This is a genomic window from Pseudomonas sp. S30_BP2TU TE3576 (assembly GCF_050436025.1).
Taxonomy (GTDB): Bacteria; Pseudomonadota; Gammaproteobacteria; order Pseudomonadales; family Pseudomonadaceae; genus Aquipseudomonas.
This window is the reverse complement of the sequence record NZ_JBNDLK010000001.1, coordinates 2198255-2222895: the sequence shown is the minus strand read 5'-3', so window position 1 is coordinate 2222895 and position 24641 is coordinate 2198255. Positions and strand designations below refer to the sequence as shown.

The 24641-nt window shown below is 61.1% G+C and carries 23 protein-coding genes; 12 read left to right on the top strand and 11 right to left on the bottom strand.

Annotated elements, in window-relative coordinates:
- Window positions 1-59: 59 nt before the first annotated feature.
- Window positions 60-1580, bottom strand: a complete 1521-nt coding sequence (locus ABIA48_RS10090; RefSeq protein WP_429488351.1) for a HAMP domain-containing sensor histidine kinase — start codon at window positions 1578-1580, stop codon at window positions 60-62.
- Window positions 1577-2296, bottom strand: a complete 720-nt coding sequence (locus ABIA48_RS10085) for a response regulator transcription factor (protein WP_085714630.1) — start codon at window positions 2294-2296, stop codon at window positions 1577-1579. Before ABIA48_RS10085 ends, ABIA48_RS10090 begins: the two co-directional genes overlap by 4 nt.
- Before the next feature lie 299 nt (window positions 2297-2595).
- On the opposite strand from ABIA48_RS10085, the gene msrB reads away from it, so the two are divergent.
- The 3 genes from msrB to msrA are packed head-to-tail and all read left to right on the top strand — an operon-like array spanning window position 2596 to window position 5661.
- On the top strand, window positions 2596-3114 hold the full coding sequence (gene msrB, locus ABIA48_RS10080; RefSeq protein ID WP_429488349.1) for a peptide-methionine (R)-S-oxide reductase MsrB: 519 nt from the start codon (window positions 2596-2598) through the stop codon (window positions 3112-3114).
- 33 nt (window positions 3115-3147) lie between these two features.
- On the top strand, window positions 3148-4923 hold the full coding sequence (locus ABIA48_RS10075) for a cytochrome c biogenesis protein DipZ (RefSeq protein WP_429488347.1): 1776 nt from the start codon (window positions 3148-3150) through the stop codon (window positions 4921-4923).
- Between the two features lie 30 nt (window positions 4924-4953).
- Window positions 4954-5661: a peptide-methionine (S)-S-oxide reductase MsrA gene (msrA, locus tag ABIA48_RS10070; protein ID WP_429488345.1), complete on the top strand. Its 708-nt coding sequence runs from the start codon at window positions 4954-4956 to the stop codon at window positions 5659-5661.
- Window positions 5662-5704: 43 nt separating this feature from the next.
- On the opposite strand, the gene ABIA48_RS10065 is transcribed toward msrA, so the two are convergent.
- Window positions 5705-6622: a LysR family transcriptional regulator gene (locus ABIA48_RS10065; protein ID WP_429488343.1), complete on the bottom strand. Its 918-nt coding sequence runs from the start codon at window positions 6620-6622 to the stop codon at window positions 5705-5707.
- A 102-nt stretch (window positions 6623-6724) separates the two neighbouring features.
- On the opposite strand from ABIA48_RS10065, the gene ABIA48_RS10060 reads away from it, so the two are divergent.
- A complete protein-coding gene (locus ABIA48_RS10060; RefSeq protein ID WP_429488341.1) occupies window positions 6725-7915 on the top strand; it encodes an acetylornithine transaminase in 1191 nt (396 codons plus the stop codon).
- Here ABIA48_RS10060 and ABIA48_RS10055 read toward each other — a convergent pair.
- The 4 genes from ABIA48_RS10055 to ABIA48_RS10040 all read right to left on the bottom strand — a co-directional run bounded on the left by ABIA48_RS10055 (window position 7909) and on the right by ABIA48_RS10040 (window position 11133).
- Window positions 7909-8163, bottom strand: coding sequence for a Txe/YoeB family addiction module toxin (locus ABIA48_RS10055; RefSeq protein WP_429488339.1), 255 nt, complete (start codon window positions 8161-8163; stop codon window positions 7909-7911). The genes ABIA48_RS10060 and ABIA48_RS10055 overlap by 7 nt on opposite strands.
- A complete protein-coding gene (locus tag ABIA48_RS10050; RefSeq protein ID WP_429488337.1) occupies window positions 8160-8414 on the bottom strand; it encodes a type II toxin-antitoxin system Phd/YefM family antitoxin in 255 nt (84 codons plus the stop codon). The genes ABIA48_RS10055 and ABIA48_RS10050 overlap by 4 nt, the downstream gene beginning before the upstream one ends.
- 184 nt (window positions 8415-8598) lie before the next feature.
- Window positions 8599-9093: an adenylate kinase gene (locus tag ABIA48_RS10045; protein ID WP_429488335.1), complete on the bottom strand. Its 495-nt coding sequence runs from the start codon at window positions 9091-9093 to the stop codon at window positions 8599-8601.
- 117 nt (window positions 9094-9210) lie between these two features.
- Window positions 9211-11133 carry an alkaline phosphatase D family protein gene (locus ABIA48_RS10040; protein ID WP_429488333.1) on the bottom strand — a complete coding sequence of 641 codons (1923 nt, stop codon included), beginning with the start codon at window positions 11131-11133 and terminating at the stop codon, window positions 9211-9213.
- Window positions 11134-11401: 268 nt separating this feature from the next.
- Between ABIA48_RS10040 and ABIA48_RS10035 the strand changes: the two genes are divergently transcribed.
- The 8 genes from ABIA48_RS10035 to ABIA48_RS10000 all read left to right on the top strand — a co-directional run bounded on the left by ABIA48_RS10035 (window position 11402) and on the right by ABIA48_RS10000 (window position 20901).
- Window positions 11402-12382 (top strand): quinone oxidoreductase family protein, encoded by a 981-nt coding sequence (locus tag ABIA48_RS10035; RefSeq protein ID WP_204929296.1) that lies wholly within the window; start codon window positions 11402-11404, stop codon window positions 12380-12382.
- Between the two features lie 13 nt (window positions 12383-12395).
- Window positions 12396-13244, top strand: a complete 849-nt coding sequence (locus ABIA48_RS10030) for a TauD/TfdA family dioxygenase (RefSeq protein ID WP_204929297.1) — start codon at window positions 12396-12398, stop codon at window positions 13242-13244.
- 96 nt (window positions 13245-13340) lie between these two features.
- A complete protein-coding gene (locus ABIA48_RS10025) occupies window positions 13341-14393 on the top strand; it encodes a 3-keto-5-aminohexanoate cleavage protein (RefSeq protein ID WP_204929298.1) in 1053 nt (350 codons plus the stop codon).
- Window positions 14394-14484: 91 nt separating this feature from the next.
- Window positions 14485-15816: an MFS transporter gene (locus ABIA48_RS10020; protein ID WP_429488330.1), complete on the top strand. Its 1332-nt coding sequence runs from the start codon at window positions 14485-14487 to the stop codon at window positions 15814-15816.
- Window positions 15813-16475 carry a DsbA family oxidoreductase gene (locus ABIA48_RS10015; protein ID WP_429488328.1) on the top strand — a complete coding sequence of 221 codons (663 nt, stop codon included), beginning with the start codon at window positions 15813-15815 and terminating at the stop codon, window positions 16473-16475. The genes ABIA48_RS10020 and ABIA48_RS10015 overlap by 4 nt, the downstream gene beginning before the upstream one ends.
- The gene (locus ABIA48_RS10010; protein ID WP_429488326.1) at window positions 16472-16798 is read left to right on the top strand and encodes a Rieske (2Fe-2S) protein; all 327 of its coding nucleotides are present in this window, start codon (window positions 16472-16474) and stop codon (window positions 16796-16798) included. Before ABIA48_RS10015 ends, ABIA48_RS10010 begins: the two co-directional genes overlap by 4 nt.
- Window positions 16795-17805 carry a YeiH family protein gene (locus ABIA48_RS10005; protein ID WP_429488324.1) on the top strand — a complete coding sequence of 337 codons (1011 nt, stop codon included), beginning with the start codon at window positions 16795-16797 and terminating at the stop codon, window positions 17803-17805. Before ABIA48_RS10010 ends, ABIA48_RS10005 begins: the two co-directional genes overlap by 4 nt.
- Before the next feature lie 360 nt (window positions 17806-18165).
- A complete protein-coding gene (locus tag ABIA48_RS10000) occupies window positions 18166-20901 on the top strand; it encodes a C2H2-type zinc finger protein (RefSeq protein WP_429488322.1) in 2736 nt (911 codons plus the stop codon).
- Between the two features lie 136 nt (window positions 20902-21037).
- Here the strand turns inward: ABIA48_RS10000 and ABIA48_RS09995 are convergent, their stop codons facing one another.
- The 4 genes from ABIA48_RS09995 to ABIA48_RS09980 all read right to left on the bottom strand — a co-directional run bounded on the left by ABIA48_RS09995 (window position 21038) and on the right by ABIA48_RS09980 (window position 24487).
- Entirely contained in the window at window positions 21038-21340 is a 303-nt protein-coding gene (locus ABIA48_RS09995; RefSeq protein ID WP_429492829.1) for a helix-turn-helix domain-containing protein, read from the bottom strand.
- A gap of 140 nt (window positions 21341-21480) precedes the next feature.
- On the bottom strand, window positions 21481-22134 hold the full coding sequence (locus ABIA48_RS09990; protein WP_429488320.1) for a DUF2931 family protein: 654 nt from the start codon (window positions 22132-22134) through the stop codon (window positions 21481-21483).
- Between the two features lie 86 nt (window positions 22135-22220).
- Entirely contained in the window at window positions 22221-22877 is a 657-nt protein-coding gene (locus tag ABIA48_RS09985; RefSeq protein WP_429488319.1) for a DUF2931 family protein, read from the bottom strand.
- Window positions 22874-24487 carry a phospholipase effector Tle1 domain-containing protein gene (locus ABIA48_RS09980; RefSeq protein WP_429488317.1) on the bottom strand — a complete coding sequence of 538 codons (1614 nt, stop codon included), beginning with the start codon at window positions 24485-24487 and terminating at the stop codon, window positions 22874-22876. The genes ABIA48_RS09985 and ABIA48_RS09980 overlap by 4 nt, the downstream gene beginning before the upstream one ends.
- Window positions 24488-24641 lie beyond the last annotated feature (154 nt).

Below are 24641 nucleotides of genomic sequence, written 5' to 3'. Positions count from 1 at the left end.
AGGGGAATGCATTCCAAATGTGGGAGCGGGCTTGCTCGCGAAGCAGGCGCCGCGGTCTGTCAGGCCTGTCGCGGTGTATTCAGGTTCATCGACCGCACCGCCAACGCCGACGCTGTCTCTTCATCGATCGGCAACGAAAAACGAAAGGTCGCGCCACGTCCCGGCACATCGATCAACTGAATTTCGCGCCCATGCAATTGCAGGATCCGATGCACGATCCGCAGCCCCAACCCGCCATCGCGCCTTGCGCCGCCGATATTGAACGGGCGCAAAAACAAACCTTCGCGCAGTTCCGGGGCGATGCCGGGGCCGGTATCACTGACCGTGACTTCGATGTACGAACCTTGCGGGCGCAGGCCCAGTTCGACCTCGCCACCCGGCGGGGTATGGCGCAGGGCATTGTCGAACAGGTTGGTCAGCACCCGCTCGATCAACCCGAGATCCGCGCAGGCCGCCGAGACGTTCGGCGCGAACGTGGCCTTGAGTTCGACCTGGCGCGCCTCGGCGGTGAGTTCGAATTTCTGGAAGATGTCCTGGGCCAGGTCGGTCAGGGAAAAACGTTCCAGCACCGGTTGCACGAAGCCGTGCTCCAGCCGCACCAGTTCCAGCAGCGATTGCGCCAGACCGCCGACCTTGCGGCTCTGGTCCAGCGCGATGCCGAGATAACGACGGCGGTCGGCAGGGGACAGCGTAGCGTCCTTGAGCGACAGGGTTTCCAGATAACCGTGCAACGAGGCCAGCGGCGTGCGCAAGTCGTGGGAGATGTTCGCCACCAGTTCGCGGCGCTCCTGATCCTGGCGGGTCAACGAACGCCATTGTTCGCCAAGGCGTGCCTGCATCTGCCGGAACGCCGCATCGAGCACGGCGATTTCATCGTGGCTGGCGGCTTTTTCCACCGCGACGGGCGGGGCTGGCATGACCGGAACGCCATCGATGTCGAACTGGCTGACGGTTTCGGTCAAGCGGCGCAACGGCCGGGTGATCAGGGCAAACGCGGTGAGACCAGCGATCAGGCACAACAGGGCTACCAGCCCGATGGACAGCAGCGCGGTATTGAGCGCCGCACTGGTCGCGCCGCGTTCGGCCAGGCGGTCGTGGTCCTCGCCGAGCAACACCACGTAGAGGTAACCGGCCGGTTTGCCGTCGACCTTCAATGGTGCGGCGCTGAACACCTTGCGCGCATCGACGCTGCGCGGGTCGTCGCCGAGAATCGGCAGGGCATCGCCCCGCAGCAGGCGCTGGATCGGTGCCAGGTCGACCCGGTCACGATGGATCCGGCCCTCAGGCGCGGCGCTGCCGACAATCTTGCCCGCGGTGTCGAGCAGATACACCTCGACGCTCGGGTTGACCTGCATCAGTTTGCTGAACAGATCGCGCACGGCATTGGGCATCAGGCCCTGGGTGTCCATCAGCACCGTATCACGGGCGATGTGCTGCGCCAGGTCACGGGACAAGCCTTGCACCACTTCCTGCTCATGCATCTGGTTTGAGCGCACCTGCAACCACGCCGACGTGCCGCAGCACACCAGCAGCAGCACGGCGAACACCAGGGACAGGCGTTGCGTCAGGGTCAGCCTCATGGCTGCGGCTCCTCACCGGTGGCGAATTTGTAGCCGCGGCCCCAGACCGTGAGGATGCGCACCGGTTGCGCCGGATCGGCCTCGATCTTGGCGCGCAGACGGTTGATGTGGGTGTTGACCGTGTGCTCATAGCCTTCGTGGCTGTAGCCCCACACGGCGTTGAGCAGGTCCATGCGCGAAAACACCTTGCCGGGCTGGCGGGCGAAGAAATACAGCAAGTCGAACTCCCGGGGCGTGAGATCGAGGCGACGGCCGTCGAGGGACACTTCGCGGGTGATCGGGTCGATGGCCAGGCCGTCGGTGAGCAGGCTGCCGGCGTCCATCTTCAGGTTGCGCGCCATGGCATCGACCCGGCGCAGCAGCGCTTTGACCCGGGCCACCAGTTCGAGCATGGAAAAGGGTTTGGCCAGATAGTCGTCGGCACCCAGTTCGAGGCCGAGGATCCGGTGCACTTCGCTGGAGCGCGCGCTGGTGATGATGATCGGCGTGTAGCGGGCCATGGCCCGGGCGCGGCGGCAGATTTCCAGGCCGTCGACACCGGGCAGCATCAGGTCGAGGATTAACGCATCCCAGTTGCCTTGCTGCAGCAGGCGCATGCCTTCATCGCCATCGGCGCTGTGCACTACCTCGAACTGCTCGTCACGCAGATGCAGGCAGATAAGGTCGGCGATGTGCAGGTCGTCCTCGACCACGAGGACTCGTTTGGTCTGTTCCATCCAGCTCAATCCTTCGGTGCAGTGGGCGCATTGCCGCTCGGTCAAGGTGCAAAACCTGAGGGAGCGGGCTTGCTCGCGAAAGCGTCAGGTCAGCCAGTATCACCATCGACTGACACTCCGCCTTCGCGAGCAAGCTCGCTCCCACAGGAATAGCAGTGTTCAAGGTTGGCGTTATTCATTGTGCGGGTTTTTCGGGGGCTGAGTTATCACGAATTGTTTAACTTCCCGTGAGGATTTGGCGATCACCCAAAGCCTAGGCTGTGTTCCATGAAACTCCCTTGGTTTTTTTGGAGACGCGCATGTTTTCACGACGGCAATTTCTTCTAGCAAGCAGCGGGCTGGGGGTAGTAGCCCTGGCGATCGGCCTGTTGCCGAAGTTTTCCACAGGCACGGCATTGATCAGCGAGGCCAGTGCGGCCGAGGAGTTCGAAGTGACCCACAGTGACAGTGAATGGCACAGGATCCTGAGCGACGAGCAGTACGACATCCTTCGCGAAGAAGGCACCGAACGGGCCTACAGCAGCCCGCTGAACAACGAGCACCGTGACGGCACGTTCGTGTGTGCCGGTTGTGATCTGCCGTTGTTTTCCTCGGCAACCAAGTTCGACAGTCGTACCGGCTGGCCGAGTTTCTGGGCGCCGCTGGACAAGGCCGTGGCCACCCGCCAGGACCGTACGTTCGGCATGGTCCGCGAGGAAGTTCACTGCCGACGCTGTGGCGGGCATTTGGGGCATGTGTTCGATGACGGCCCGAAACCCACCGGCCTGCGTTACTGCATGAACGGCCTGGCGATGAAGTTCGTGCCGAAGACGGTGTGATTCCTTTCCACTCACTTTTTGCAGGTAATCGCCATGTGGCTGCTGGTCCTCGCTTATCTCGGTGGTGTGCTGACGATTGTCAGCCCGTGCATTCTGCCGGTGTTGCCGTTTGTCTTCGCCCGCACCGGGCAACCGTTCGTCAAAAGCGGATTGCCGCTACTGGCAGGGATGGCGCTGACTTTCGCGCTGGTCGCCACGCTGGCGGCGGTGGGCGGTGGCTGGGTGGTGCAGCTCAATCAGTACGGCCGCTGGCTGGCACTGGCGTTTGTGACGCTGTTCGGTCTGACGCTATTGCTGCCGCAATTGGCCGAGCGCCTGACCCGGCCATTGGTGGCGGCGGGCAGTCGCCTGTCCGAAGTGGCGGGGGCCGATTCGCGGCCGCGTCCTGGCGCTTCGTTTCTGATCGGCGTTGCCACGGGATTACTGTGGGCGCCCTGTGCCGGGCCGATCCTGGGTTTGCTGTTGACCGGTGCGGCGCTGCAGGGTGCGAGCATCCAGACCACGTTGCTGTTGCTGGCCTATGCGGCCGGGGCGGCTACCTCCCTTGCGCTGGCATTGCTGTTGGGGGGCAAGGTTTTCACGGCGATGAAGCGCTCGATTGGCGCCGGCGAATGGGTTCGTCGCGGCTTGGGCGGCGCAATGCTGGCCGGTGTAGCGGCGATTGCCCTGGGGTTGGATACGGGGATTCTGGCCCGGTTTTCCACGGCATCTACCGGTGGAATCGAGCAAGCCTTGGTGGAGAAACTGTCCGGCAAATTGCCGCGTAACAGCGGGGCGATGATCGCGCAGAACGCGGCCTCCGAGGGCGCGGTGCAAGTAGCTGACAAAACCCCTGGCACCTTGCCGGTCGAAGGCAACCTGCCGCCTCTGGATGGCGCCGTGCAATGGCTCAACTCGCCACCTCTCGATGCCCAGGCATTGAAAGGCAAGGTCGTGCTGGTGGATTTCTGGACCTACTCCTGCATCAACTGCCTGCGTTCACTGCCCTATGTGAAAGCCTGGGCCGAGAAGTATCGCGATCAGGGGCTGGTGGTGATCGGCGTGCATGCGCCCGAGTTTGCCTTCGAGCGCGATGTCAACAACGTCACCAAAGCCATGAAAGACCTGGGCATCAACTACCCGGTGGCCATCGATAACGAATTCAAGATCTGGCGCGCCTTCAACAACGAGTACTGGCCGGCGCATTACTTTGCCGACGCCCGGGGACGCATTCGTTATCACCACTTCGGTGAAGGCGAGTACGCCGAATCGGAGCGAGTCATCCAGCAATTGCTGCGTGAGGCAGGCGCTGCAAAAGTTGCGGACGGGCTGATCGATGCCAAGGCCGATGGCGTGCAAATGGCCCCGGACAACAACGCCGTGCAGTCGCCGGAAACCTATGTCGGCTACCAGCGCGCGGAGCATTTCGTGCCGGAAACCGCGTTGGTACCGGACAAAGTCGCGGCCTACAACCCGCCGGCGCAACTGGCCCTCAACGACTGGAGCCTGGGCGGGCAGTGGCATGTCGGTCCGGAACGGGCCACCGCCAGCGCACCGGCCAGTCGCATCGTCTATCGCTTCCATGCCCGTGATTTGCATTTGGTGCTCGGCCCTGGCGCCGATGGCAAACCGGTGCGCTTCAAGGTGTTGATCGACGGCCAGGCGCCGGGCGATGACCACGGCATGGACGTGGCTCCGGATGGCAGCGGCACCGTAACCGAGCAGCGCTTGTATCAACTGGTGCGGCAAAACGGCGGCGTGAGCGACCGGACCTTCAGTATCGAGTTTCTTGACCCGGGTGCGTCGGCTTACGCCTTCACGTTCGGCTGATAACTTTTCAACGATTCAGGAGTTCGCCCCATGAAAAACCTCTTTAGCTGGCGCCGTACCCTGCTGGGGCTGGCGGCTGCCGGCATCATCAGCCAATGCTCGGCTTTCTCGTTCGGCGGTGCCGAAGAGGCGGTGATCATTCCACCGCCGACCCTCGACGAAAGCACCCAGGCCCGCAGCGAAACCGCGGTGTTCGCCGGTGGCTGCTTCTGGGGCGTTCAAGGTGTATTCCAGCATGTCAAAGGCGTGAAGAATGCCGTCTCCGGCTACGCAGGCGGGGCAGCCAACACCGCGCATTACGAACGTGTCAGCGACGGCAATACTGGCCATGCGGAATCGGTCGAAATCACCTTCGATCCAGCTCAAGTCAGTTATGGCACCTTGCTGCAAATCTACTTTTCGGTGGCGCACAACCCGACCGAACTCAACCGTCAGGGGCCGGACAGCGGCACCCAGTATCGCTCGGCGATCTTCACCAAAAGCGCTGAGCAGCAGCGGGTCGCGCAGGCTTACATCGCCCAGCTCGACGCCGCGCATTCGTTCGATAAACCGATCGTGACCAAGCTGGAAACTTTCAATGGTTTCTATCCGGCGGAGGAGGAACATCAGGATTTCCTGACCGAACATCCGACCTATCCGTACATCGTGATCAATGACTTGCCGAAGGTGGCGCAGCTCAAGCAGTTGTACCCGAATCGTTATCAGGAGCAACCGGTGTTGGTGAAGTCGGGGATGTAAGTGAATGGGAGATGGACAACCCTGCCACTGACTCGTGCAGGGTCTATTCGGCCAACGGGTGCTTGCCCCACCTCTGTACAGCGAATTCGACGAAACGCCGCAGTTTCGGCAAACGGTGGCGATCCTGGGCATAGACCAGGTGCATCGGCCGACTGGGCGGGCAGTAATCGGGCATCAAGGCCAGCAGCTTTCCGTCCTTGAGGTCCTGCTCGACCAGGGCGTCGGGCATCATCACGATGCCCATGCCGGTTCGCGCTGCCTGATGCAGTCCGGCCGAACTGTTGATCAGCATCGGCCCGCCGACCCCCACGCTGACTTCGCCATCGGGCCCGGCCAGGCGCCATTCCTTTTGCACCGATTGCCAGTCATCGCCGGCCGGATAGGCAAAGGACAGGCAATCGTGGAGCCGCAGGTCTTCCGGTGTTTGCGGTGTGCCCCGACGGGCCAGATATTCCGGTGACGCGCACATGGTCAGGGTGTAGTCGATCAGCGGGCGGGCGATCAGGTTGGAGGGCTCCAGTGCGCCGAGGCGAAACGCCACATCCAGGCCGTTTTCCAGCAGATCCGGGCGCCGGTTGGTCAGTACTATGTCGAGTTTCACCCGCGGGTTTTGCCGGCTGAACTCACTCAGTGCCGGTGCCAGACGTTCGGTGCCGAAGGTCAAGGGCGCGGTGATACGCAAGATACCGCTCGGTTCGTCGAGCGCCTGTTCGGCCAGTCGCTCGGAATCGGCCACCAACCCCAACACTTCCAGGCAACGCTGGTAATACGCGGCACCGAACTCGGTCAGCCGCTGGCGCCGCGTCGTGCGGTTGAGCAGGCGCACACCCAGCCGTTGCTCCAGGGCCTTGAGGTGATTGCCGACCATGGTCGTGGACATTTCACACTGCAATGCGGCGGCGGTCATGCTGCCGGTCTCCACCACTTTCACGTAAACGGTCATTGCCTGGAACAAATCCATTATCAAGCTCGGCTTTAAAATGATTGAAGGTTTTCAGCGTTTATCCAGCTCAAGTTGCTAACCATACTGCAAAAACACCGACCCCTGCTGGAGCTTGATGTCATGACCGCCGCCTGCCTGATGAGCACTTACCAACCCCTGGCCCTGAGTTTCAACAAGGGCCTGGGCACTCGCCTGTGGGATCAGGCCGGTCGCGAATACCTGGATGCGGTCGCCGGTGTGGCGGTGACCAACGTCGGCCACTCCCACCCGAAAATCGTTGCCGCCATTACTGAGCAGGCCGGGTTGCTGTTGCACACGTCGAATCTCTACAGCATCGATTGGCAGCAACGGCTGGCGCAGAAACTTACCCGCCTGGCGGGCATGGACCGGGCGTTTTTCAACAACTCCGGGGCCGAAGCCAACGAAACCGCACTGAAAATCGCCAGGCTGCATGGCTGGCACAAAGGCATCGAGCAGCCGCTGGTGGTGGTCATGGAGAACGCGTTCCACGGCCGCACCCTCGGCACGTTGTCGGCCAGTGATGGCCCGGCGGTGCGCCTGGGTTTCAACAAGCTGCCGGGGGATTTCGTCAAAGTGCCGTTCGGCGACCTTGATGCGCTGGACAAGGTGCAACAAGCCCATGGCTCGCGGATCGTGGCGGTTTTGATGGAGCCGATCCAGGGCGAAAGCGGCGTGCAACTGGCGCCACCGGGCTATCTCAAGGCTGTGCGCGAACTGTGCAACCGGCGCTCATGGCTGTTGATGCTCGATGAAATCCAGACCGGTATCGGCCGCACCGGCCAATGGTTTGCGTTCCAGCACGAAGGCATCGTCCCGGACGTCATGACCCTGGCCAAAGGCCTGGGCAACGGCGTACCCATCGGCGCCTGCCTGGCCCGTGGCAAGGCGGCCGAACTCTTTACGCCGGGCAGCCATGGCAGCACCTTCGGCGGTAATCCGCTGGCTTGCCGGGTCGGATGCACCGTGCTGGAGATCATTGAAGAACAAGGGCTGCTGGAAAACGCCCGGCTTCAGGGGGAGCGCCTGCTCGAAAGATTGCGCACAGAATTGGCGGGCCACCCGAACGTAATGGCGATCCGTGGTCAGGGGCTGATGATTGGCATCGAACTCAAGCAACCGATCCGCGACCTAAGCCTGATCGCTGCCCGGGATCACGGTTTGCTGATCAACGTCACACGGGGCAAAACCATTCGCCTGCTGCCGCCGCTGACGATTGATGAGCGGGAAGTGGAGATGATTGTCAGAGGGGTGAGCGGGATTGTAAGGGCGGCCTGGGGGGCAGCTCAGTAGTGGTATCTGCACAACACGACGCATACTTCACCATCCTCGACTGAGTAGACCAAGCGATGTTCAGCAGTAATCCGTCGCGACCAGCAGCCGCTCAGATTGTGTTTGAGGGGCTCTGGTTTTCCCAGGCCCCGGAACGGTTCGCGCTGGATTGCCTTAATCAGCAAGTTGATTCGTTTGAGCCCGGCCTTATCGTTTTGCTGAAACCAAAGGTAGTCGTCCCAGCCTTCAGGAGTGAACTCGATTTTCATTCTTCAATGAGTTGCCTGGCTTGAGTTTTCCCCGCCCGCAGATTGCCGATTGATTTGATCAGGCGTTCGGCATTGGCGGGGGAACGGAGCAGGTAGGCGGTCTCTTCTAGGGCGTTGTATTCGGCCAGTGACATCATCACCACCGGCTCGCCTTTCTGGCGGGTAATCAGCAATGGGGTACGATCTTCGTTGACCCGATCCATGGTTTCCGCCAAGTGCGCGCGTGCAGTGGTGTAGTTGATGGTTTGCATGTCGTAGTCCTCACTCGATGCAAAGAACGTACAGAAATGAGTACAGAATGACAAGGCGATACCTCCGAGTGGTCGCTGTGCAGATGACGCATCAACGTTTGTCCTGAGTATCGTCGAAACCTCTTCGGGACGTTTCCGCAAGTGGTGTAGTCCAGATCCGATTTGAAAGGATCAGACACTGTGGTTAACCGGTACTTTGCGTTGCACTGAAAAAATCCGTGATTTCCGTCCGATCCATCAGCTGAATCTTTGAACCGGTAAACCCTTCGAACAGGTGCCGATGGGCCGCAAAGCCACTGGGGTCATCACGCGTTCGATAGCTATCAGCCCACTCCAGCAATGCAATCAATCGTTCGTCATCGTTGGCTTCCCGCCGGCGAATATTGGCGACGCAATCGACGTCATTGATACACAGCCAGATCAACGCCGTAGCCCGGTGGAGGATTTCCCTGACGATCCAGCCGTAACCCCCTTCGATCACCCAGCGCTCTTCATCGGCTGCGATCCGCGCCATTCCCAACGCTTCATTTCGGGGGCGGGGGATGCTGTGTTCGTCGGACAGCCAGTGAATCCGGTCAAGATCGGTCCAGGGCAGTTGCAAGCGTTCCGCCAGCCGTTGTGCCAGCCAGCTCTTGCCGGAGCCGGAATTACCGATGATCAGGGTTCGGGTGAGGTCCATGAGCGACTCCGATCAATTGTGGGAGCGAGCTTGCTCGCGATGACGGTATGCCAGTCACCACTAAAGTGACCGACAGACTGCAATCGCGAGCAAGCTCGCTCCCACAGTTTTTTGTGATCACTCGTCGCTTTCGGGCGCCACGATCCGCGTCTTCGGCGAGCCATTGGAGTTGTGTTGAAAAATGTCCTGCGGCTGACCTTTTTCATTAAAGAACACCTGCCCGATCCCCGCCGAGTTCCACAGCCGCTCACCGGCTTCGGCGTGTTCAGGAACATGCGGCACGATGCGCATGCGTCGACGTTTGGTCAGCCAGTTCAGCGGCGAGCGTGGCGAGTACAGCCAGCGGTTGAGGCGGTCGAACCATTCGAGCAGGGTGGCCGGGAATTCGTTCTTGATGCCGCTGCTGGTGATCTGCCAGATGCGCGGCCCGGCCTTGCGGTGGCGGATCAGCACTTCGTAGACGAAGGAGTAGTGCACATCGCCCGACAGCACCACGTAGTTACCCGGCGTGCGCGAGTGGCGGAAAATGTTCAGGATCACCTGGGCCGCGCCGCGATGGGCCATCCAGTTTTCCGCGTCCACCAGCAGTGGGTAACCGCACCAGCTGAATACCCGCTGCACGGTTTCAATCAGTTTGACGCCGAAGATCGGCGCCGGTGAAACGATGATCGCGCTCGGGTGGTCCAGCAGTTCCTGTTGCAGTTCGCTGAGGGCTTCCCAGTCGAGCAGGCCGGAAGGCTGCTTGAGGTTCATCTCGCTGCGCCAGCGTCGGGTGCGGGTGTCGATCACCACGATGGCCGGGGTGGTCGGCAGCACGTAATGCCAGTGCTGGAATTTCAGCAGGTCATCGATCAGATCGTCCTGAACCGTGCTGTCGAGGTGCCGGTCCTGTGTGCTGGCGCTCAACGCACCGGCCTTGTGCAGCAGGGCAGCGAACGCATCCGGATTGTTGCCCCAGCCCTGGCACAACATGTACGCCAGCAGCGCGTTGCCGATGATGCGCCGGGAGAACGGATGGCCGTAGGCCGTTTCCTCCCACTGCGCGGAAAGGTTCCAGTCATCGGTAATATCGTGGTCGTCGAAAATCATCAGCGTCGGCAGATGCGCCATTGCTCGCGCGACGTTGCCAAGGCTGGCCCTGAAGGCGTCGATGCGGGTCTGTTCAAGGGCGTAGCGTTCAAGCCTTTGCGGCGTCAGTGTCGGTGCCTGGGGGGTGATCAGGGTCCAGGGTGTTGGCGACCAGACCAGCAAATACATGGCCATGACTTCGGCGAAGGTCACCAGGTGATTGTCGGCACTGCTGCTGGTGAAAATCGGCTTGCGCGCGCCACCGAAGAAACGCTCGCGCAAGGTTTCATTGCTTTGTAGCGCCGGCAGCAGATCCGCACGGTGGTAGTAGCTGGCCGGATGCTCGTAGAGCCTGGCGCTATCGCTGACCACGGCACCGTCGAGGTGCTCCCCGAACAGGCCCAGGCGCTCGATCAAGGCGTGAATCGCCCGCAACATCGGCCCCGCGACATCGTCGGCGTAGACCTGATCGCCGGTCATCATCAGTAGCGCCGGGCGGTCCTTGGCGGCGTGTTTTTGCGCCAGTAAATGGTCGACGCAGAGCAAGCCGTCAGCCGCCGGGTGATGAGGTTTGCGGCAAGAGCCGTGCAGTAATTGATCGACCCGCGCTCGCAGGACGAAATTCGGGCAACGGGCATCGCCGTACAGCAGGTGTGGCGCCCAGTCGGCGATGCCTGTTTCTGCGCCATCGATCAGCAGGTCATATTCGATCGACTCATCCCGGGGCAGGGCGCAATCGAGTTGCACATCGATCAAGTGCACAAAGGCATGAGCCCCCACCGCGATCACCGTGCACTGCCCGGCATCGAGACGAATATCGCCGACGCCCTGCAAGCGCAAGGTCAGCGCCAGTGCCCGGGAACCCACCAGCCACAGCGCCAGCCGCGTGGGCTCGAGGCGCCGCAACAGCGGGCCAGCCAGGACCGGCGGCAGGGCTTGGCGATCGTCGGGCAGTGGCAGCGTTTCGGACATCCGGATTCAAGACTCTTGGGGGATCGAGGCGGGCGATGATAGCGCAGGTGGCGAATGGACAGGCTAGAGTGAGTCTGCCGCGCCATGTGTCGGCGTTTCGAGTGAAAGGCCCGGATTCAGCAACCCGCAAACTTCGACCGCCCCCGTCTGTCATCAAATGAAAAGCCATTGTCGTCTGATGAGAAGCGTCTCAACAGGCCTCGTCCTACAGTCCAATCAGCGCAATTCGATGCAACACGCCCATATTGCAGATTGGAGAATAAGAAAAATGGCCAAAGCCGTACGCTTCTACGAAACCGGTGGTCCCGAAGTTCTACGTTACGAGGACGTCGAAGTCGGCGAACCCGGTCCCGGCCAGGTTCGGCTTCGTCATGTGGCGGTTGGTTTGAACTACGCCGACACCTATTTCCGTAACGGTACCTATCCGATTCCGCTGCCCAACGGCATGGGCGTCGAGGCCTCTGGCGTAGTCCAGGCCGTTGGTGAAGGGGTCACCAATGTCGAGGTCGGTGATCGCGTCACCTACACCGGTTTTCTCAACACCCTCGGCGCCTACAGCACCGAACGCCTGATCCCGGCCGCGCCGCTGATCAAGCTGCCGGAAACCATCAGCTTCGAAACCGCTGCCGCGATGACCATGCGCGGCCTGACGTCTTCGTACCTGATGCGCCGCATCTACGACTTCAAGGCTGGCGACAGCATCCTGCTGCATGCCGCTGCCGGTGGTGTCGGCCTGATTGTTTCGCAGTGGGCCAAGTTGCTGGGCCTGAACGTGATCGGCACGGTTTCGACTGAGCAAAAGGCGGAAATCGCTCGCGCTCACGGTTGCGACCATACAATCAATTACAGCCATGAAGACGTTGCTGCGCGGGTTCGCGAACTGACTGACGGTGTCGGCGTCAATGTGGTGTTCGACAGCGTTGGCAAGAACACCTTCATGGGGTCGCTGGATTCGTTGAAACCCCGTGGCCTGATGGTCTGCGTGGGTACCGCGTCGGGGCCGATCCCGGCGTTCGACCCGGTGTTGCTGGCGATGAAAGGTTCGCTGTTCCTGACCCGTCCGGCCCTGGCTAACTACATCAGCGATCCTGCGGAAAAAGCCGCCCTGGCCGGTGAGCTGTTCGACCACGTCGGCAGCGGCCGGATCAAGATCGAGATCAACCAGCACTACGCCTTGCAGGATGCGGTGCAGGCCCATCGCGACCTTGAGTCACGCAAGACCACGGGCTCGTCGATTTTCGTTATTTAAGGAGCGGCCAGCCATGAAAGTCGAACAATTGACCTGCAACATCGGCGCCGAACTGATCGGCGTCAATCTTGCCGATGCGGTGCATGACGACGGTCTGTTTGCCGAGATTCGTGCCCAGTTGCTCAAGCACCGCGTGGTGTTCCTGCGCGATCAGGACATCACCCGCGCCGAGCACGTGGCCTTCGCCCGACGCTTCGGCGAGCTGGAAGATCATCCGGTGGCCGGCAGTGATCCGGATCATCCGGGGTTGGTGCGGATCTACAAGAATCCTGACCAGCCGATGGACCGCTACGAAAACGCCTGGCACACCGACGCCACCTGGCGCGAAGCACCGCCGATGGGCTGCGTATTGCGCTGCGTGGAATGCCCGCCGGTCGGCGGCGACACCATGTGGGCCAACATGGTCGAGGCTTACGCGAATTTGCCGGATGACGTGAAAGCAAAAATCGCTGACCTGCGCGCCCGCCACAGCATCGAGGCGAGCTTCGGCGCCGCCATGCCGATCGAAAAGCGTCTGGCGCTGAAGGCGATGTATCCGGATGCCGAACATCCGGTGGTGCGCACCCATCCGGAAACCGGCGAAAAGGTGTTGTTCGTCAACGCTTTCACCACCCATTTCAGCAACTACCACACCCCTGAGCGGGTGCGCTTCGGCCAGGACGCCAACCCCGGCGCCAGCGAGTTGCTGCGTTACCTGATCAGTCAGGCGTACATCCCCGAGTATCAGGTGCGCTGGCGCTGGAAGCCCAACAGCATCGCCATCTGGGACAACCGCAGTACCCAGCACTACGCCGTCATGGATTACCCGCCGTGCCATCGCAAGATGGAACGCGCCGGGATCATCGGCGACAAGACGTTCTGATCGAACGCGACCTGCATCCGCTCTCGTAAACACGTCTGCCCGGCACGACCCCGGGTGGACGGAACAATCATAAGAACTGTAAGAACTGGAGTAACCATGCAATTCTTCGACGATTCCCTGCACCCCGAAAACATGGAAAAGGTAGTCATCACCGTGGCCCCGTACGGCCCGGAATGGATGCCCGAAGACTTCCCGGAAGACATCCCGCTGACCATGGACGAGCAAGTCCAGAAAGCGGTCGATTGCTATGAAGCCGGCGCCACCGTACTGCACCTGCATGTGCGTGAACTGGACGGCAAGGGTTCCAAGCGTCTGTCGAAGTTCAACGAGCTGATTGCCGGTGTGCGTGAAGCCGTGCCGGACATGATCATCCAGGTCGGCGGTTCGATTTCCTTCGCCCCGGAAAGCGACGGTGAAGCGGCCAAGTGGCTGTCCGACGACACCCGCCACATGCTGGCCGAGCTGACGCCGAAGCCGGATCAGGTCACCGTGGCCATCAACACCACCCAGATGAACATCATGGAGCTGCTGTATCCGGAATACCTGGAAGGCACTTCCCTGGCCAACCCGCTGACTCAGGCCGCCTACAGCGAAATGACCGTACCGGCCGGCCCGGCCTGGGTTGCCGAGCACCTCAAGCGCCTGATGGACAACGGCATCCAGCCGCACTTCCAGTTGACCGGCATGCACGCTATGGAAACCCTCGAGCGCCTGGTGCGCAGGGGTATCTACAAGGGCCCGCTGAACCTGACCTGGATCGGCATCGGCGGCGGCTTCGACGGCCCGAACCCGTTCAACTTCTTCAACTTCATCCACCGCGCGCCGGACGGTTGCACCCTGACCTCCGAATCGCTGCTCAAGAACGTCATGCCGTTCAACACCATGTCGATGGCCATGGGCATGCACCCGCGCGTGGGCAATGAAGACACTATCATTGATCACAAGGGCGATCGTTTCGGCTCGGTGGCGCAGATCCAGCAAACCGTGCGCATCGCTCATGAACTGGGCCGTGAAATCGCCACCGGCAAAGAAGCCCGCGAGATCTACCGCATCGGCGTGCAGTACGAAACCATCGAAGAAACCCTGTTGGCCAACGGCATGGCCCCCAACCGCAAGGCTGGGCAAAAAGGTGTACCGCAACGCGGTTGACCGATCAGGTGCGCGAGAGGCCGTGACCTCCCGCGCACTGAGCTGCAACACGCTTGATAACAAAAATAAATAAAAGCTTTGAGGAGGCTGCATGGCCTTTCACCCAATCGCCGCCGACGATGACGACGCAGGTAGCGTCGGCGTTGCGCGCCAATATGCCTGGATCGTCTTTGCACTGACGTTCGGCCTGTTGATTTCCGATTACATGTCGCGTCAGGTACTGAACGCGGTATTCCCCCTGCTCAAGACTGAGTGGGCGTTGAGCGACGGACAGCTGGGTCTGCTCAGCGGCATCGTTGCCCTGATGGTCGGCCTGCTGACGTTTCCCCTGTCGTTGATGGCCGACCGCTTCGGCCGGGTCAAGAGCCTGGCGCTGATGGCGTTCCTGTGGAGCGTGGCGACCCTGGGTTGCGCGTTGGCGCAGGACTACCAGCAAATGTTCATCGCGCGGTTCATGGTCGGTGTCGGCGAAGCCGCCTACGGCAGCGTGGGCATCGCGGTGGTGATTTCGGTGTTCCCCAAACACATGCGCGCCACTCTGGCCAGTGCCTTCATGGCCGGCGGGATGTTCGGTTCGGTGTTGGGCATGGCGCTGGGCGGTGCCATCGCGGCCAAGCTGGGCTGGCGCTGGTCGTTCGCCGGCATGTCGTTGTTTGGCCTGGGGCTGGCGGTGCTCTATCCGCTCATCGTCAAGGAAGCTCGCATTGCGCCACAGCGTGCCGCGCAGATTGCGAACAAGACGGCTGCCGCGGTCAAGCGTCCGCTGCGCACGCTGTGGTCCAGCCGTTCGGTGGTGTCGACCTACATCGCCAGCGGCTTGCAGTTGTTCGTCGGCGGTACGGTGATGGTGTGGATTCCCAGCTACCTCAATCGCTACTACGACATGCCCACCGACAAGGCCGGCGGCATGGCGGCGATCATCGTGTTGTGCAGCGGTGCGGGCATGATCCTGTGCGGCATGCTCAGCGATCGCCTGTGTCGCAACTCGCCGGAGCGCAAGGTCAGCCTGGCCATCGGCTTCTGCCTGGGTAGTTGTTTGCTGTTGTCGGCGGCGTTTGCCTTGCAGGCAGGGCCAGTGCAACTGCTGCTGATCTGCCTGGGCATGCTGATTGCCACCGGTACCACGGGACCTGCCGGCGCGATGGTTGCCAACCTGACCCATTACTCGGTGCACGGTACAGCGTTCGCCACGCTGACCCTGGCCAACAACATGCTGGGGCTGGCGCCGGGGCCGTTCATCACTGGCCGGGTGTCCGACCTCATCGGTCTGCATGCCGCGTTTCAACTGGTGCCACTGGTCAGCCTCGCGGCGGCGGCGGTGTTCTTTTATGCCAAGTGTCATTACCACAAAGATATTGCCCGGCTTCAGGGTCAGAGCGTGCCTGACCCTGTCGGTGAAGCGGGTTTAGAGGTGAAGTTGTGAGTCGTCGTTTACGTATTGATGTGTTTTTCGATTTTATCTGCCCCTGGTGCCTGATCGGCAAACGCCAACTGGAGCATGCGCAGGTGCAGTTTCGCAGTCGCCACCCGGATGTGCAGATCACCACGGTGTGGCATGGCGTGCAGTTGTTGCCTCAGTTGCCGGTACAGGGTGAACCCTTCGCCGAGTTCTATCGCAAACGCCTGGGCAATGCGGACGCCATGACCATGCGCCAGGCCCAGGTACAGCAGGCAGCCGGGGCGGTTGGACTGGCCATCGACCTCAGCCGCATCGAGACGATGCCCAACACCGCAGACGCCCATCGTTTGTTCGAGCGTGTCAGCGCGCTGGGCAATGCCAGTCAGCGTGAAATGTTGCTCGAACGACTGTTCGCCGCTTATTTCCAGAGACGCGAAAACCTCGGTTGTCGGGAGACCTTGCTCGCCATTGCCCGCTCCTGTGGCGTCGATACGGACGGGGTGCTTGATTGCCTGAAGGGCGACGCCACGCCATTTGAAGGATCTACCGGCGCGACCAGTGGCGTGCCGAGCTTTCAGTTCGACCGCCGCATGACGGTAGTGGGCGCGCAACCTGCCGAGGCATTGCTCGGGGCCATGAACCAGGCCCTTAAGGAAAGTGATCGCGAGCGGCAGTCAGCATGACCCGGCGCATTCCCGTACCTGCCGGCAAACACCCGCAGGCCGGTGGCCGGGCGCTGTTCGAATTCGAAGACAAAAGCCTGGCGTTGTTCAACGTCGACGGGCAGCTGTTTGCCATCGACGACAGCTGCCCGCATCAGGGCGCCTCGCTGTGTGGCGGGCGCCTTGAGGGGCAGGTGATTCAATGCTGCGCCCATGGCCTGCGCTTCGATCTGCGCAGTGGCTACATGCTCAATTCCACCTTGGTCAAAGTCACCCACTACCCGGTCGAGATCATCGACGACCAGGCGTTTATCGTCATCGCATCCGAGGAGTCCGCGCCATGAGCGTCATTGCTCTCACCCGTATCCACAGTCGCACGCGCGAACTGGCTCCGGGGTTTATTGTCAGCCTGATCGTGGCGGCCGCCGCGTCGTTCTTGTCCGAGCACTACGGTGCGCCGGTCATGCTGTTTGCCTTGCTGCTGGGCATGGCCCTGAATTTCCTGGCCGATGACGGCCCGTGCAAGGCCGGCGTCGAGTTCACTGCCCGCACGGTGTTGCGCATCGGCGTGGCGCTGCTGGGCATGCGCATCACCCTGGAACAGATGGCCGCGTTGGGCTGGAAGCCGATTGCGCTGGTGGTGATTCTGGTGGTGGTGACCATCAGTGTGTCGGTGGTCGCGGCCAAGGCCCTGGGGTTCCAGCGCCTGTTCGGCATGCTCACCGGCGGTGCGACGGCGATCTGCGGCGCCTCGGCGGCACTGGCCCTGGCGGCGGCATTGCCGAACCATCCGCAGAAAGAACGCGCCACACTGTTCACGGTGATCGGCGTCTCGGCGCTGTCCACGATGGCGATGATCGTCTACCCGATGATCGCCAACTGGTTGCAGTTGTCGCCGCAGGTGGCGGGCGTGTTCCTCGGCGCCACGATCCACGACGTGGCCCAGGTGGTCGGCGCCGGCTACAGCATGTCGACCGAGACCGGCGACACGGCCACGGTGGTCAAGCTGATGCGCGTCGCCATGCTGCTGCCGGTGATCGTCACCGCCGCAATGATCACCCGCATGCAGGGTGCCGACCCGACCGGCAAACGTCCGCCATTGTTGCCGTGGTTCGCCGTCGGTTTTCTGATTCTGGCCTGCATCAACAGCACCGGATGGATAGCGCCTGCCGTGCAGGGGGCGGTCAACGAACTGTCGCGCTGGTGCCTGGTGATTTCCATCAGCGCCCTGGGCATGAAGACCCGGCTCAAGGAGCTGGCAGCGGTCGGGATCAAGCCGATCCTGCTGATGGTAGGGGAGACGGTGTTCCTGGTCGTGCTGGTGCTGTTGCTGCTGCACTGGGGCCTCTAGGCCCTGCCAAGAGAGACTGTTTGCGAAGCCACTTTTGTAGCAGCTGGCGAAGCCTGCGTTCGAGGACGAAGTCCTCGCAAATCCGGTATACGCGGGTTGACTGACACACCGCGTTGCATGGTTTTACAACTGCTTCGCCGCTGAACGCAGCCTCGCAGGCTCGGCAGCTGCTACAGAGCGCCGAACTGCGTCTACTCCTCGCGCAGTGCGGCGCCCGGCCGGTGTCACAAACACCGGTCTTTCGCGGCGACTGTACCAGCAGTCGCCGTTTTTTTATGGCAGGCAATCAATGGGTTTTTTCCTCCCACCTGTAATTTCTGACAGTAGACGTTGCCCGACAGCGAATGCTATCCAGAGCCCATGAACAATCCCTCTGTGCATCACGCAACGCCCACCCTCGTGGTCATGGATCCGCGAGGGCTCGCTGTGCGTGACGTGGGCTACTGGCGCTCACAGGCCGGGCGAGCGCCAGAGGCGCGAGTCACGCGGCAGGTATTCGATGCGGCGGGGCGTGGGGTTGAACAGTGGGATGCGCGCTTGCCGGTTCCGGCGATGGGGCATGTGTTTAGCCTGACAGGGCAGGTGCTGGCGACGGATAGTGTCGATGCCGGTTGGCGGGCGTTACTGCTTGGGCAGGCCGGTGAAACCCTGGCTCAGTGGGACAGTCGCGGCACGCGGCAGGATCATGAGTACGACACGTCGCTACGCCCCACGGCAGTGATGGAACAGGCGCGTGGTGAGGCGCTACGGGTGGTCGAGCGCTTCGAATATGGCGCCGCCAATCTTCAGGTCGGCAATCAGTGTGGTCGACTGATTCGCCACGACGACCCGGCTGGCACCCGGCATATGCCTGAGTACGATCTGCTGGGGCTGGCGACGAGTGAAATCAGCCACTTTCTCACTGGGTTGGACACACCCGATTGGCCGCTGGACGAGTCGGCACGCGATGCATTACTTGAATCCGCAATGGGGCTGCAGAGTCGCTGGGCCTACAACCCCGCCGGGGATTTGTTGAGACTTGTCGATGCCAGCGGCAACCATCGGCGATTCGGTTACACCGTGGCCGGACAGCTCAAGGCGGGTTGGCTGCAAACGGCGAACAGCCCGGCACCCGGACAGTGCCTGGTGCACGACATCCGCTACAACCCGAGCGATCAGGTCGAACGGGAAACCGCCGGCAACGGCGTCGTTACCGAGGCCGAGTACGCACCCAGCGATGGACGTTTGCTGCGATTGGCCAGCGCATTACCCGGCGAATCACCCTTGCAGGATCTGCGTTATGCCGTCGACGCGGTTGGCAATATCCTTGAAATCGACGACCGTGCGCTGCCCGCGCGTTTCCATAAAAATCAACGTGTCGAGGCACGGCGCACCTTCGGCTATGACAGCCTCGGCCAGTTGATCAGCGCCACCGGCTGGAAAGCCGAGCAAGCCGCTTCTTACCCGATGCCCCATTACCGCACCTCGAACGACGTCAACGCCGTGGTGAACTACCGCGAAGAATACGACTACGACCCGGCCGGCAACATGACTGAGTTGCGGCACTTCGGCGCGCAGCCCTTCACCCGACGCTGGGCCGTCGACCCGAACAGCAATCGCAGCCTGCTTGAGGATGATCAGCCAGCGGATTTCGACAGCCGCTTCGACCGCAATGGCAACCTGCGCTGTCTGCAGCGTGGCCAAGCCATGACCTGGGATTGGCGCAACCAACTCGCCAGCGTGTCGCCGGTGCAACGGGAGAATGAAGCCGATGACACCGAATGCTATCTCTACGGCGGCGGAGGTAAACGCCTGCGCAAAGTCCGCACCACCCTGACCGACGCTCGGACCATGACCGCCGAAGTGCGTTACCTGCCGGGGCTGGAAATTCACCTGCGCAACGGCATCCCCTCCCATCAAGTGCTCGACCTCGAAGCCGGACGCAACCGAGTGAAATGGCGGCAAGGGCCGAATGCGCCCGAGCACGCGTTGCGCTACCACCTGACCGATCATCTTGGTTCAAGTGCGGTGGAACTTGATGGACAGGGCAACGTACAGAGCCGCGAAGCGTATTACCCGTTCGGCGGCACGGCGTGGGAGGACCACAGCGACCAGAGCGGCGCCTGGAAAACCATTCGTTACTCGGGCAAGGAACGCGATGCAACCGGGTTGTACTACTACGGGTATCGCTACTTCGCGCCGTGGTTGAGTCGCTGGATCAACCCCGACCCGGCGGGGGCGGTGGACGGGTTGAATCTGTATGGGTTTGTGGGCAATTCGCCGGTGGGGCGGGTGGATCGGGATGGGCGGGTGGGGTCGATATTCGGTGACGATTCACAGGCTTCGGCATGGGACATCAGTGGATTATTTGACGCGCCGCCGACGCAGGCTGAGTTGAATTATGGCCGCACGCTGGTTGGAGAAGTGCCTCCTCCCGTGTCCAATTCACAGGCTTCGGCATGGGACATCAGTGGATTATTTGACGCGCCGCCGACGCAGGCTGAGTTGATTTCTGGCCGCGCGCTGGTTGGAGAAGTGCCTCCTCCCGTGTCCAATTCACAGGCTTCGGCATGGGACATCAGTGGATTATTTGACGCGCCGCCGACGCAGGCTGAGTTGATTTCTGGCCGCGCGCTGGTTAGAGAAGTGTCTCCTCCCGTGTCGGGAGCTTTGAACGCTCATACCTGCCCCATCTGCGGTAAAGCATTTACGAGTCCAAGTGAATTAAACAGACATCTTCGTATCCATACCGGCGAAAGGCCCTACCGCTGTGAGCATCCGAGGTGCGACTACGCGGGTAAGCAAAAGTCACATCTTACGGTCCACATGCGAATCCATACCGGCGTAAAGCCCTACCACTGTGAGTTTTCGGGGTGCGGCAAAGTGTGTTCGAACAAGTCAAATCTTAAGGTCCACATGCGAATCCATACCGGCGAACAGCCCCATAAGTGTGGGTATTGCGACCGAGCGTTTGCGCATAAGTTAGGTCTTACGAGCCACATGCGAACCCATACCGGCGAAAAGCCCTACAGCTGTATGGAGCCTGGATGTGGCAAGGTATTTAGACGTAAAGACGTCAGGGATAAGCACGCCAAGACCCACCAACTAAAAAAGTAGTCATGTCCAGTTGAAGACCGTCCCACTGTGGTACGTACCCCAGTCAATTTGACAAAACATATAAAACAAAAACACCCAGGCTGGCAGGCCGGCACCTGACTGATAGCGTTTTCGAGCTTCCAATAGTCCAACCGAATCAGGATTCTTTCGGAACAACCTGCCCCGCAGCATCCACCTGCACTTTCGCAGCCCCCAGCTTCTGCGCCCGCCACGTCGCCGGCGGCATCCCAAACTGATGGATGAACCACCGCGTAAACGAGTTCGCCATCGAGTAGCCGAGCATGTCGGCAATGCGGCTGAGGGAGTAGTTCGGGTTGTCCAGGTAGCGCAGCACCAGATCTCGACGCACGTCGTTGAAGGCGCAGCCGTCGTCCTTGAGACGGCGTTGCAGGGTTTTACGACTGCTTCGCAGCCGAACGCAGCCTCGCCGGCTCGGCAGCTGCTACAGAGCGCCGAACTGCGTCTACTCCTCGCGCAGTGCGGCGCCCGGCCGGTGTCACAAACACCGGTCTTTCGCGGCGACTGTACCAGCAGTCGCCGTTTTTTCATTGGGTCGATTCGGGGGTAAAAAGCCCCTTGTCACCAACTACCATAGGGAATGCCGAAGCGTTCGATGTAGCGTTGGGAGGAGTCTTTGATTTTTCTGTAATGGCCGTTGTACTTGCCTTGGTTGGGACCCAAGGGTTCGATGCCGACTTGCCCGCGGTCGACTTTGTGGGCGTGCGAGCACTCGTCCCGAACCCAAACCTGAATGATGCCGCCCGGCGCCAGTCCCAGATTCAGTTGCGCACTCGAGTTAGCGCTATGCTGCGGGTACTTGTGGCAACGCCGGGCCGTCGAGTTGCGCATGATGTCGCGGGTCGATTCGGAGATATCGATCCAGCCCGAATAGGTCTTGCGCTCGACAATCGATTGCCAGCGCACAAAGAGGCGTTTGGGCAGGTCGGCGCCCGTGACGGGCATGCCGGCGCCACCCACACCTATCCAGCCACGAGCATTTTCGGTGCCATTTTCATTGTCACTACTGGCTGCCGTTCCTGCCGCAATATGGTGAATTACCCGCCCCTTTATGTCCTCGACAGCCGAGGTTTCGACCCAGACCGTCATGTGGGCAGGCTCGGTGAAGCCAATTCCCCACCAGCGCAGTTTGAAGTCATTTTTGGCCGACAGCGGATCGACGGCTTGGCAGGCACTGATCGACAACATTGCCAGCAAGGCAAACAGGATTTTCATGGTGACAGCCTCCATTCCGGAGCATGAGGGTGGTGCACCCGTACGGTGTCCGCCGTGGGGACATGGGCGAAAACCAAGGCTCATGATTACCAACTGCCATAGGGAATGCCGAAGCGCTCGATGTAGCGTTGGGAGGAGTCTTTGATCTTGCCGTAGAAGCCGTTGTACTTGCCTTGGTCGGGCCCCAAGGGTTCGATGCCGACTTGCCCGCGGTCGACTTTGTGGGCGTGCGAGCACTCGTCCCGAACCCAAACCTGAATGATGCCGCCCGGCGCCAGTCCCAGATTCAGTTGCGCACTCGAGTTAGCGCTATGCTGCGGGTACTTGTGGCAACGCCGGGCCGTCGAGTTGCGCATGATGTCGCGGGTCGATTCGGAGATATCGATCCAGCCGGCGTAGGTCTGGCGTTCGACAATCGATTGCCAGCGCACAAAGAGGCGTTTTGGCAGGTCGGCGCCCACCACCGGCATGCTAGAGCCGCCAATGCCATCCCATCCGCGAGCGATTTCCTTGGTGTATTCACCGTCTGGCGTTTGCGCCGCTGCGCCTGAGGCCCCTGCGGGGATAAGTCGATCCTGTATATCGACAACCGCAGTCGTTTCCACCCAAACAGTCATGTAAGCAGGCTCGGTAAAGCCGATGTACCACCAGGGCGTTCTGTAATCATTTTTGGCCGACAACGGATCGACGGGCTGGCACGCGCTTATCGCCAACGTGGCCAGTAGTGCAATGAGGTTTTTCATGGTGACAGCCTCCATTCCGGAACATGAGGGTGGTGCACCCGTACGGCATCCGCCGTGGGGACATGGGCATAAGCCAGCTCGAATCGGGTGCTGCGAGGTCCGGAGAGAAAGGTCGGGTTCCAGTGCGCCGACTGGTGGATGTAACGGAGCTTCAGCAGTTGCTCTTCGGCAGTGGTCAGGCTGTAGTCACCCGCGATAAATCGTTCGCACAGTGGCTGAAGCTCAGCAGGTGGTGCGAATGCAGCACGTTGCTGAATATCTTCAAACTCCACCCCGTGCTTTTTGGCGGCTTCATACATCACCCGCAAGTACACCAGCGCCAGTCCGGCACTGACCTTGCGCCGTAGCTGCAAACCGACAAACACCCGCTTCTGTTTTGGCGCTGCCCGTTCTCTCGGGGCGGGCGGTAGCATTACCGGCTCTGGAGTCACCAGCTCCAGCATTTCCAGTGGCCAACCCTTGGCGTGCCATTTTTCCCGTTCCTGCTCGGCCTCGCGGTAGATCGAGGTGGTTTTGACCTCGGTGAGCTCGCCCACGTCCAGGGCTTGCAGGGGGCTGAGTAGCACGCACTCTTCGACGTCATCCCGGTAACCCCCGCCGATGTCCGAGTGGGCTCCCGGCAGGTTGATTTCCGGATGGTCCGGGCCGACCCGATTGAGGGCGAAGTTGGCGCGGTATTCGTCCCGGGCCACCAGTTGCAATACTTGGGGAAAGAAGCGCGGCGCCAAATGCAACTTGACCCCGGGAGCTGCCGGGCTGCGCACATACCCCAGGTTACTCAGGCCACCCACGGAAGCGACGGTGTCGAACAGACCGATAAACCCGGTCTTGACCCCTTCACCGAACATCTTGCTGAAGCCGCGGGCGAACAGGCGATCCGGCAGGTACAACGTATCTACGAGCGGGCTGTTGATGCCGACCATGCACAAGTAGGCGAAGTGGCGGGCGGCAGCCGCGCCACGGCTGAAGCCGAAGACATCGAAGATCAGGGAACTGATCTGCAGGTCCGGGTAGTCATCGTGAAAACCGCGCAACCTTAGTTTGACTTGACGGAATGCCTGAAACACTCGAGCCTCGATGCCAGTTTCACCGCGACCAAACGCCATGCCCAGCAAGCGATCTTGCTCGTTTGTCATTGTGCCAATACCCTCGATATAAACCTTGTCGAATACGATTTTGTTCGATGTGATCAGCTCAACGTTTTTGTCCTCTCGATACAACTCATGCAACCGCTTAACATTCGTCACTTCCCCCCCATAACTGCTCTCAGGGTCCCGCATATACGGCTTGCAACTGCCATCCAGATCGTCCTCCGACACCGGATGATGAGCCCCGCATTTGCGCCCCATCTCGACATTGAACGGGTTGTTGCCGGTGCCGTCGAAAAACACGCCGATGCGCAGGGTGACCTTTACGCGTGCCGCTTCTTCCCGGGCCTTTTTTTCTTCCCACGCCTGGTTGGCCTGCTCTTCGCGCGCCCGTTGTCGGGCCAGCATTTCCGCGTATTTGCGTTGCTCCTCTGCCGCATCCCAGTGCTTGGGCTGTCGGGCGCGAGCCTTGGCCTGGTCGCGGCAGACCGCGCAGTGGTACCCCTCAAGATCTTGTTCCATGAGTGCATTCCTTTCAGCGAAATGCCCCTCCCTGGGCGCCAAATCAGGTGATCGATTTTTAGGGGTAAGCGTGCGTGTCGAGGAAGGGGGGACGCTGCCAGTTGCAGCCTATTTGCTTGTGGGATCGGTCTGGGAAGATTGAGGTCTGGGGCTG

Excerpts from the sequence above, each read along its gene's own strand:
- ABIA48_RS10090 (WP_429488351.1), bottom strand. The coding sequence starts at position 1,580 with ATGAGGCTGACCCTGACGCAACGCCTGTCCCTGGTGTTCGCCGTGCTG.
- ABIA48_RS10085 (WP_085714630.1), bottom strand. The coding sequence starts at position 2,296 with ATGGAACAGACCAAACGAGTCCTCGTGGTCGAGGACGACCTGCACATC.
- msrB (WP_429488349.1), top strand. The coding sequence starts at position 2,596 with ATGTTTTCACGACGGCAATTTCTTCTAGCAAGCAGCGGGCTGGGGGTA.
- ABIA48_RS10075 (WP_429488347.1), top strand. The coding sequence starts at position 3,148 with ATGTGGCTGCTGGTCCTCGCTTATCTCGGTGGTGTGCTGACGATTGTC.
- msrA (WP_429488345.1), top strand. The coding sequence starts at position 4,954 with ATGAAAAACCTCTTTAGCTGGCGCCGTACCCTGCTGGGGCTGGCGGCT.
- ABIA48_RS10065 (WP_429488343.1), bottom strand. The coding sequence starts at position 6,622 with ATGGATTTGTTCCAGGCAATGACCGTTTACGTGAAAGTGGTGGAGACC.
- ABIA48_RS10060 (WP_429488341.1), top strand. The coding sequence starts at position 6,725 with ATGACCGCCGCCTGCCTGATGAGCACTTACCAACCCCTGGCCCTGAGT.
- ABIA48_RS10055 (WP_429488339.1), bottom strand. The coding sequence starts at position 8,163 with ATGAAAATCGAGTTCACTCCTGAAGGCTGGGACGACTACCTTTGGTTT.
- ABIA48_RS10050 (WP_429488337.1), bottom strand. The coding sequence starts at position 8,414 with ATGCAAACCATCAACTACACCACTGCACGCGCGCACTTGGCGGAAACC.
- ABIA48_RS10045 (WP_429488335.1), bottom strand. The coding sequence starts at position 9,093 with ATGGACCTCACCCGAACCCTGATCATCGGTAATTCCGGCTCCGGCAAG.
- ABIA48_RS10040 (WP_429488333.1), bottom strand. The coding sequence starts at position 11,133 with ATGTCCGAAACGCTGCCACTGCCCGACGATCGCCAAGCCCTGCCGCCG.
- ABIA48_RS10035 (WP_204929296.1), top strand. The coding sequence starts at position 11,402 with ATGGCCAAAGCCGTACGCTTCTACGAAACCGGTGGTCCCGAAGTTCTA.
- ABIA48_RS10030 (WP_204929297.1), top strand. The coding sequence starts at position 12,396 with ATGAAAGTCGAACAATTGACCTGCAACATCGGCGCCGAACTGATCGGC.
- ABIA48_RS10025 (WP_204929298.1), top strand. The coding sequence starts at position 13,341 with ATGCAATTCTTCGACGATTCCCTGCACCCCGAAAACATGGAAAAGGTA.
- ABIA48_RS10020 (WP_429488330.1), top strand. The coding sequence starts at position 14,485 with ATGGCCTTTCACCCAATCGCCGCCGACGATGACGACGCAGGTAGCGTC.
- ABIA48_RS10010 (WP_429488326.1), top strand. The coding sequence starts at position 16,472 with ATGACCCGGCGCATTCCCGTACCTGCCGGCAAACACCCGCAGGCCGGT.
- ABIA48_RS10005 (WP_429488324.1), top strand. The coding sequence starts at position 16,795 with ATGAGCGTCATTGCTCTCACCCGTATCCACAGTCGCACGCGCGAACTG.
- ABIA48_RS10000 (WP_429488322.1), top strand. The coding sequence starts at position 18,166 with ATGAACAATCCCTCTGTGCATCACGCAACGCCCACCCTCGTGGTCATG.
- ABIA48_RS09990 (WP_429488320.1), bottom strand. The coding sequence starts at position 22,134 with ATGAAAATCCTGTTTGCCTTGCTGGCAATGTTGTCGATCAGTGCCTGC.
- ABIA48_RS09985 (WP_429488319.1), bottom strand. The coding sequence starts at position 22,877 with ATGAAAAACCTCATTGCACTACTGGCCACGTTGGCGATAAGCGCGTGC.
- ABIA48_RS09980 (WP_429488317.1), bottom strand. The coding sequence starts at position 24,487 with ATGGAACAAGATCTTGAGGGGTACCACTGCGCGGTCTGCCGCGACCAG.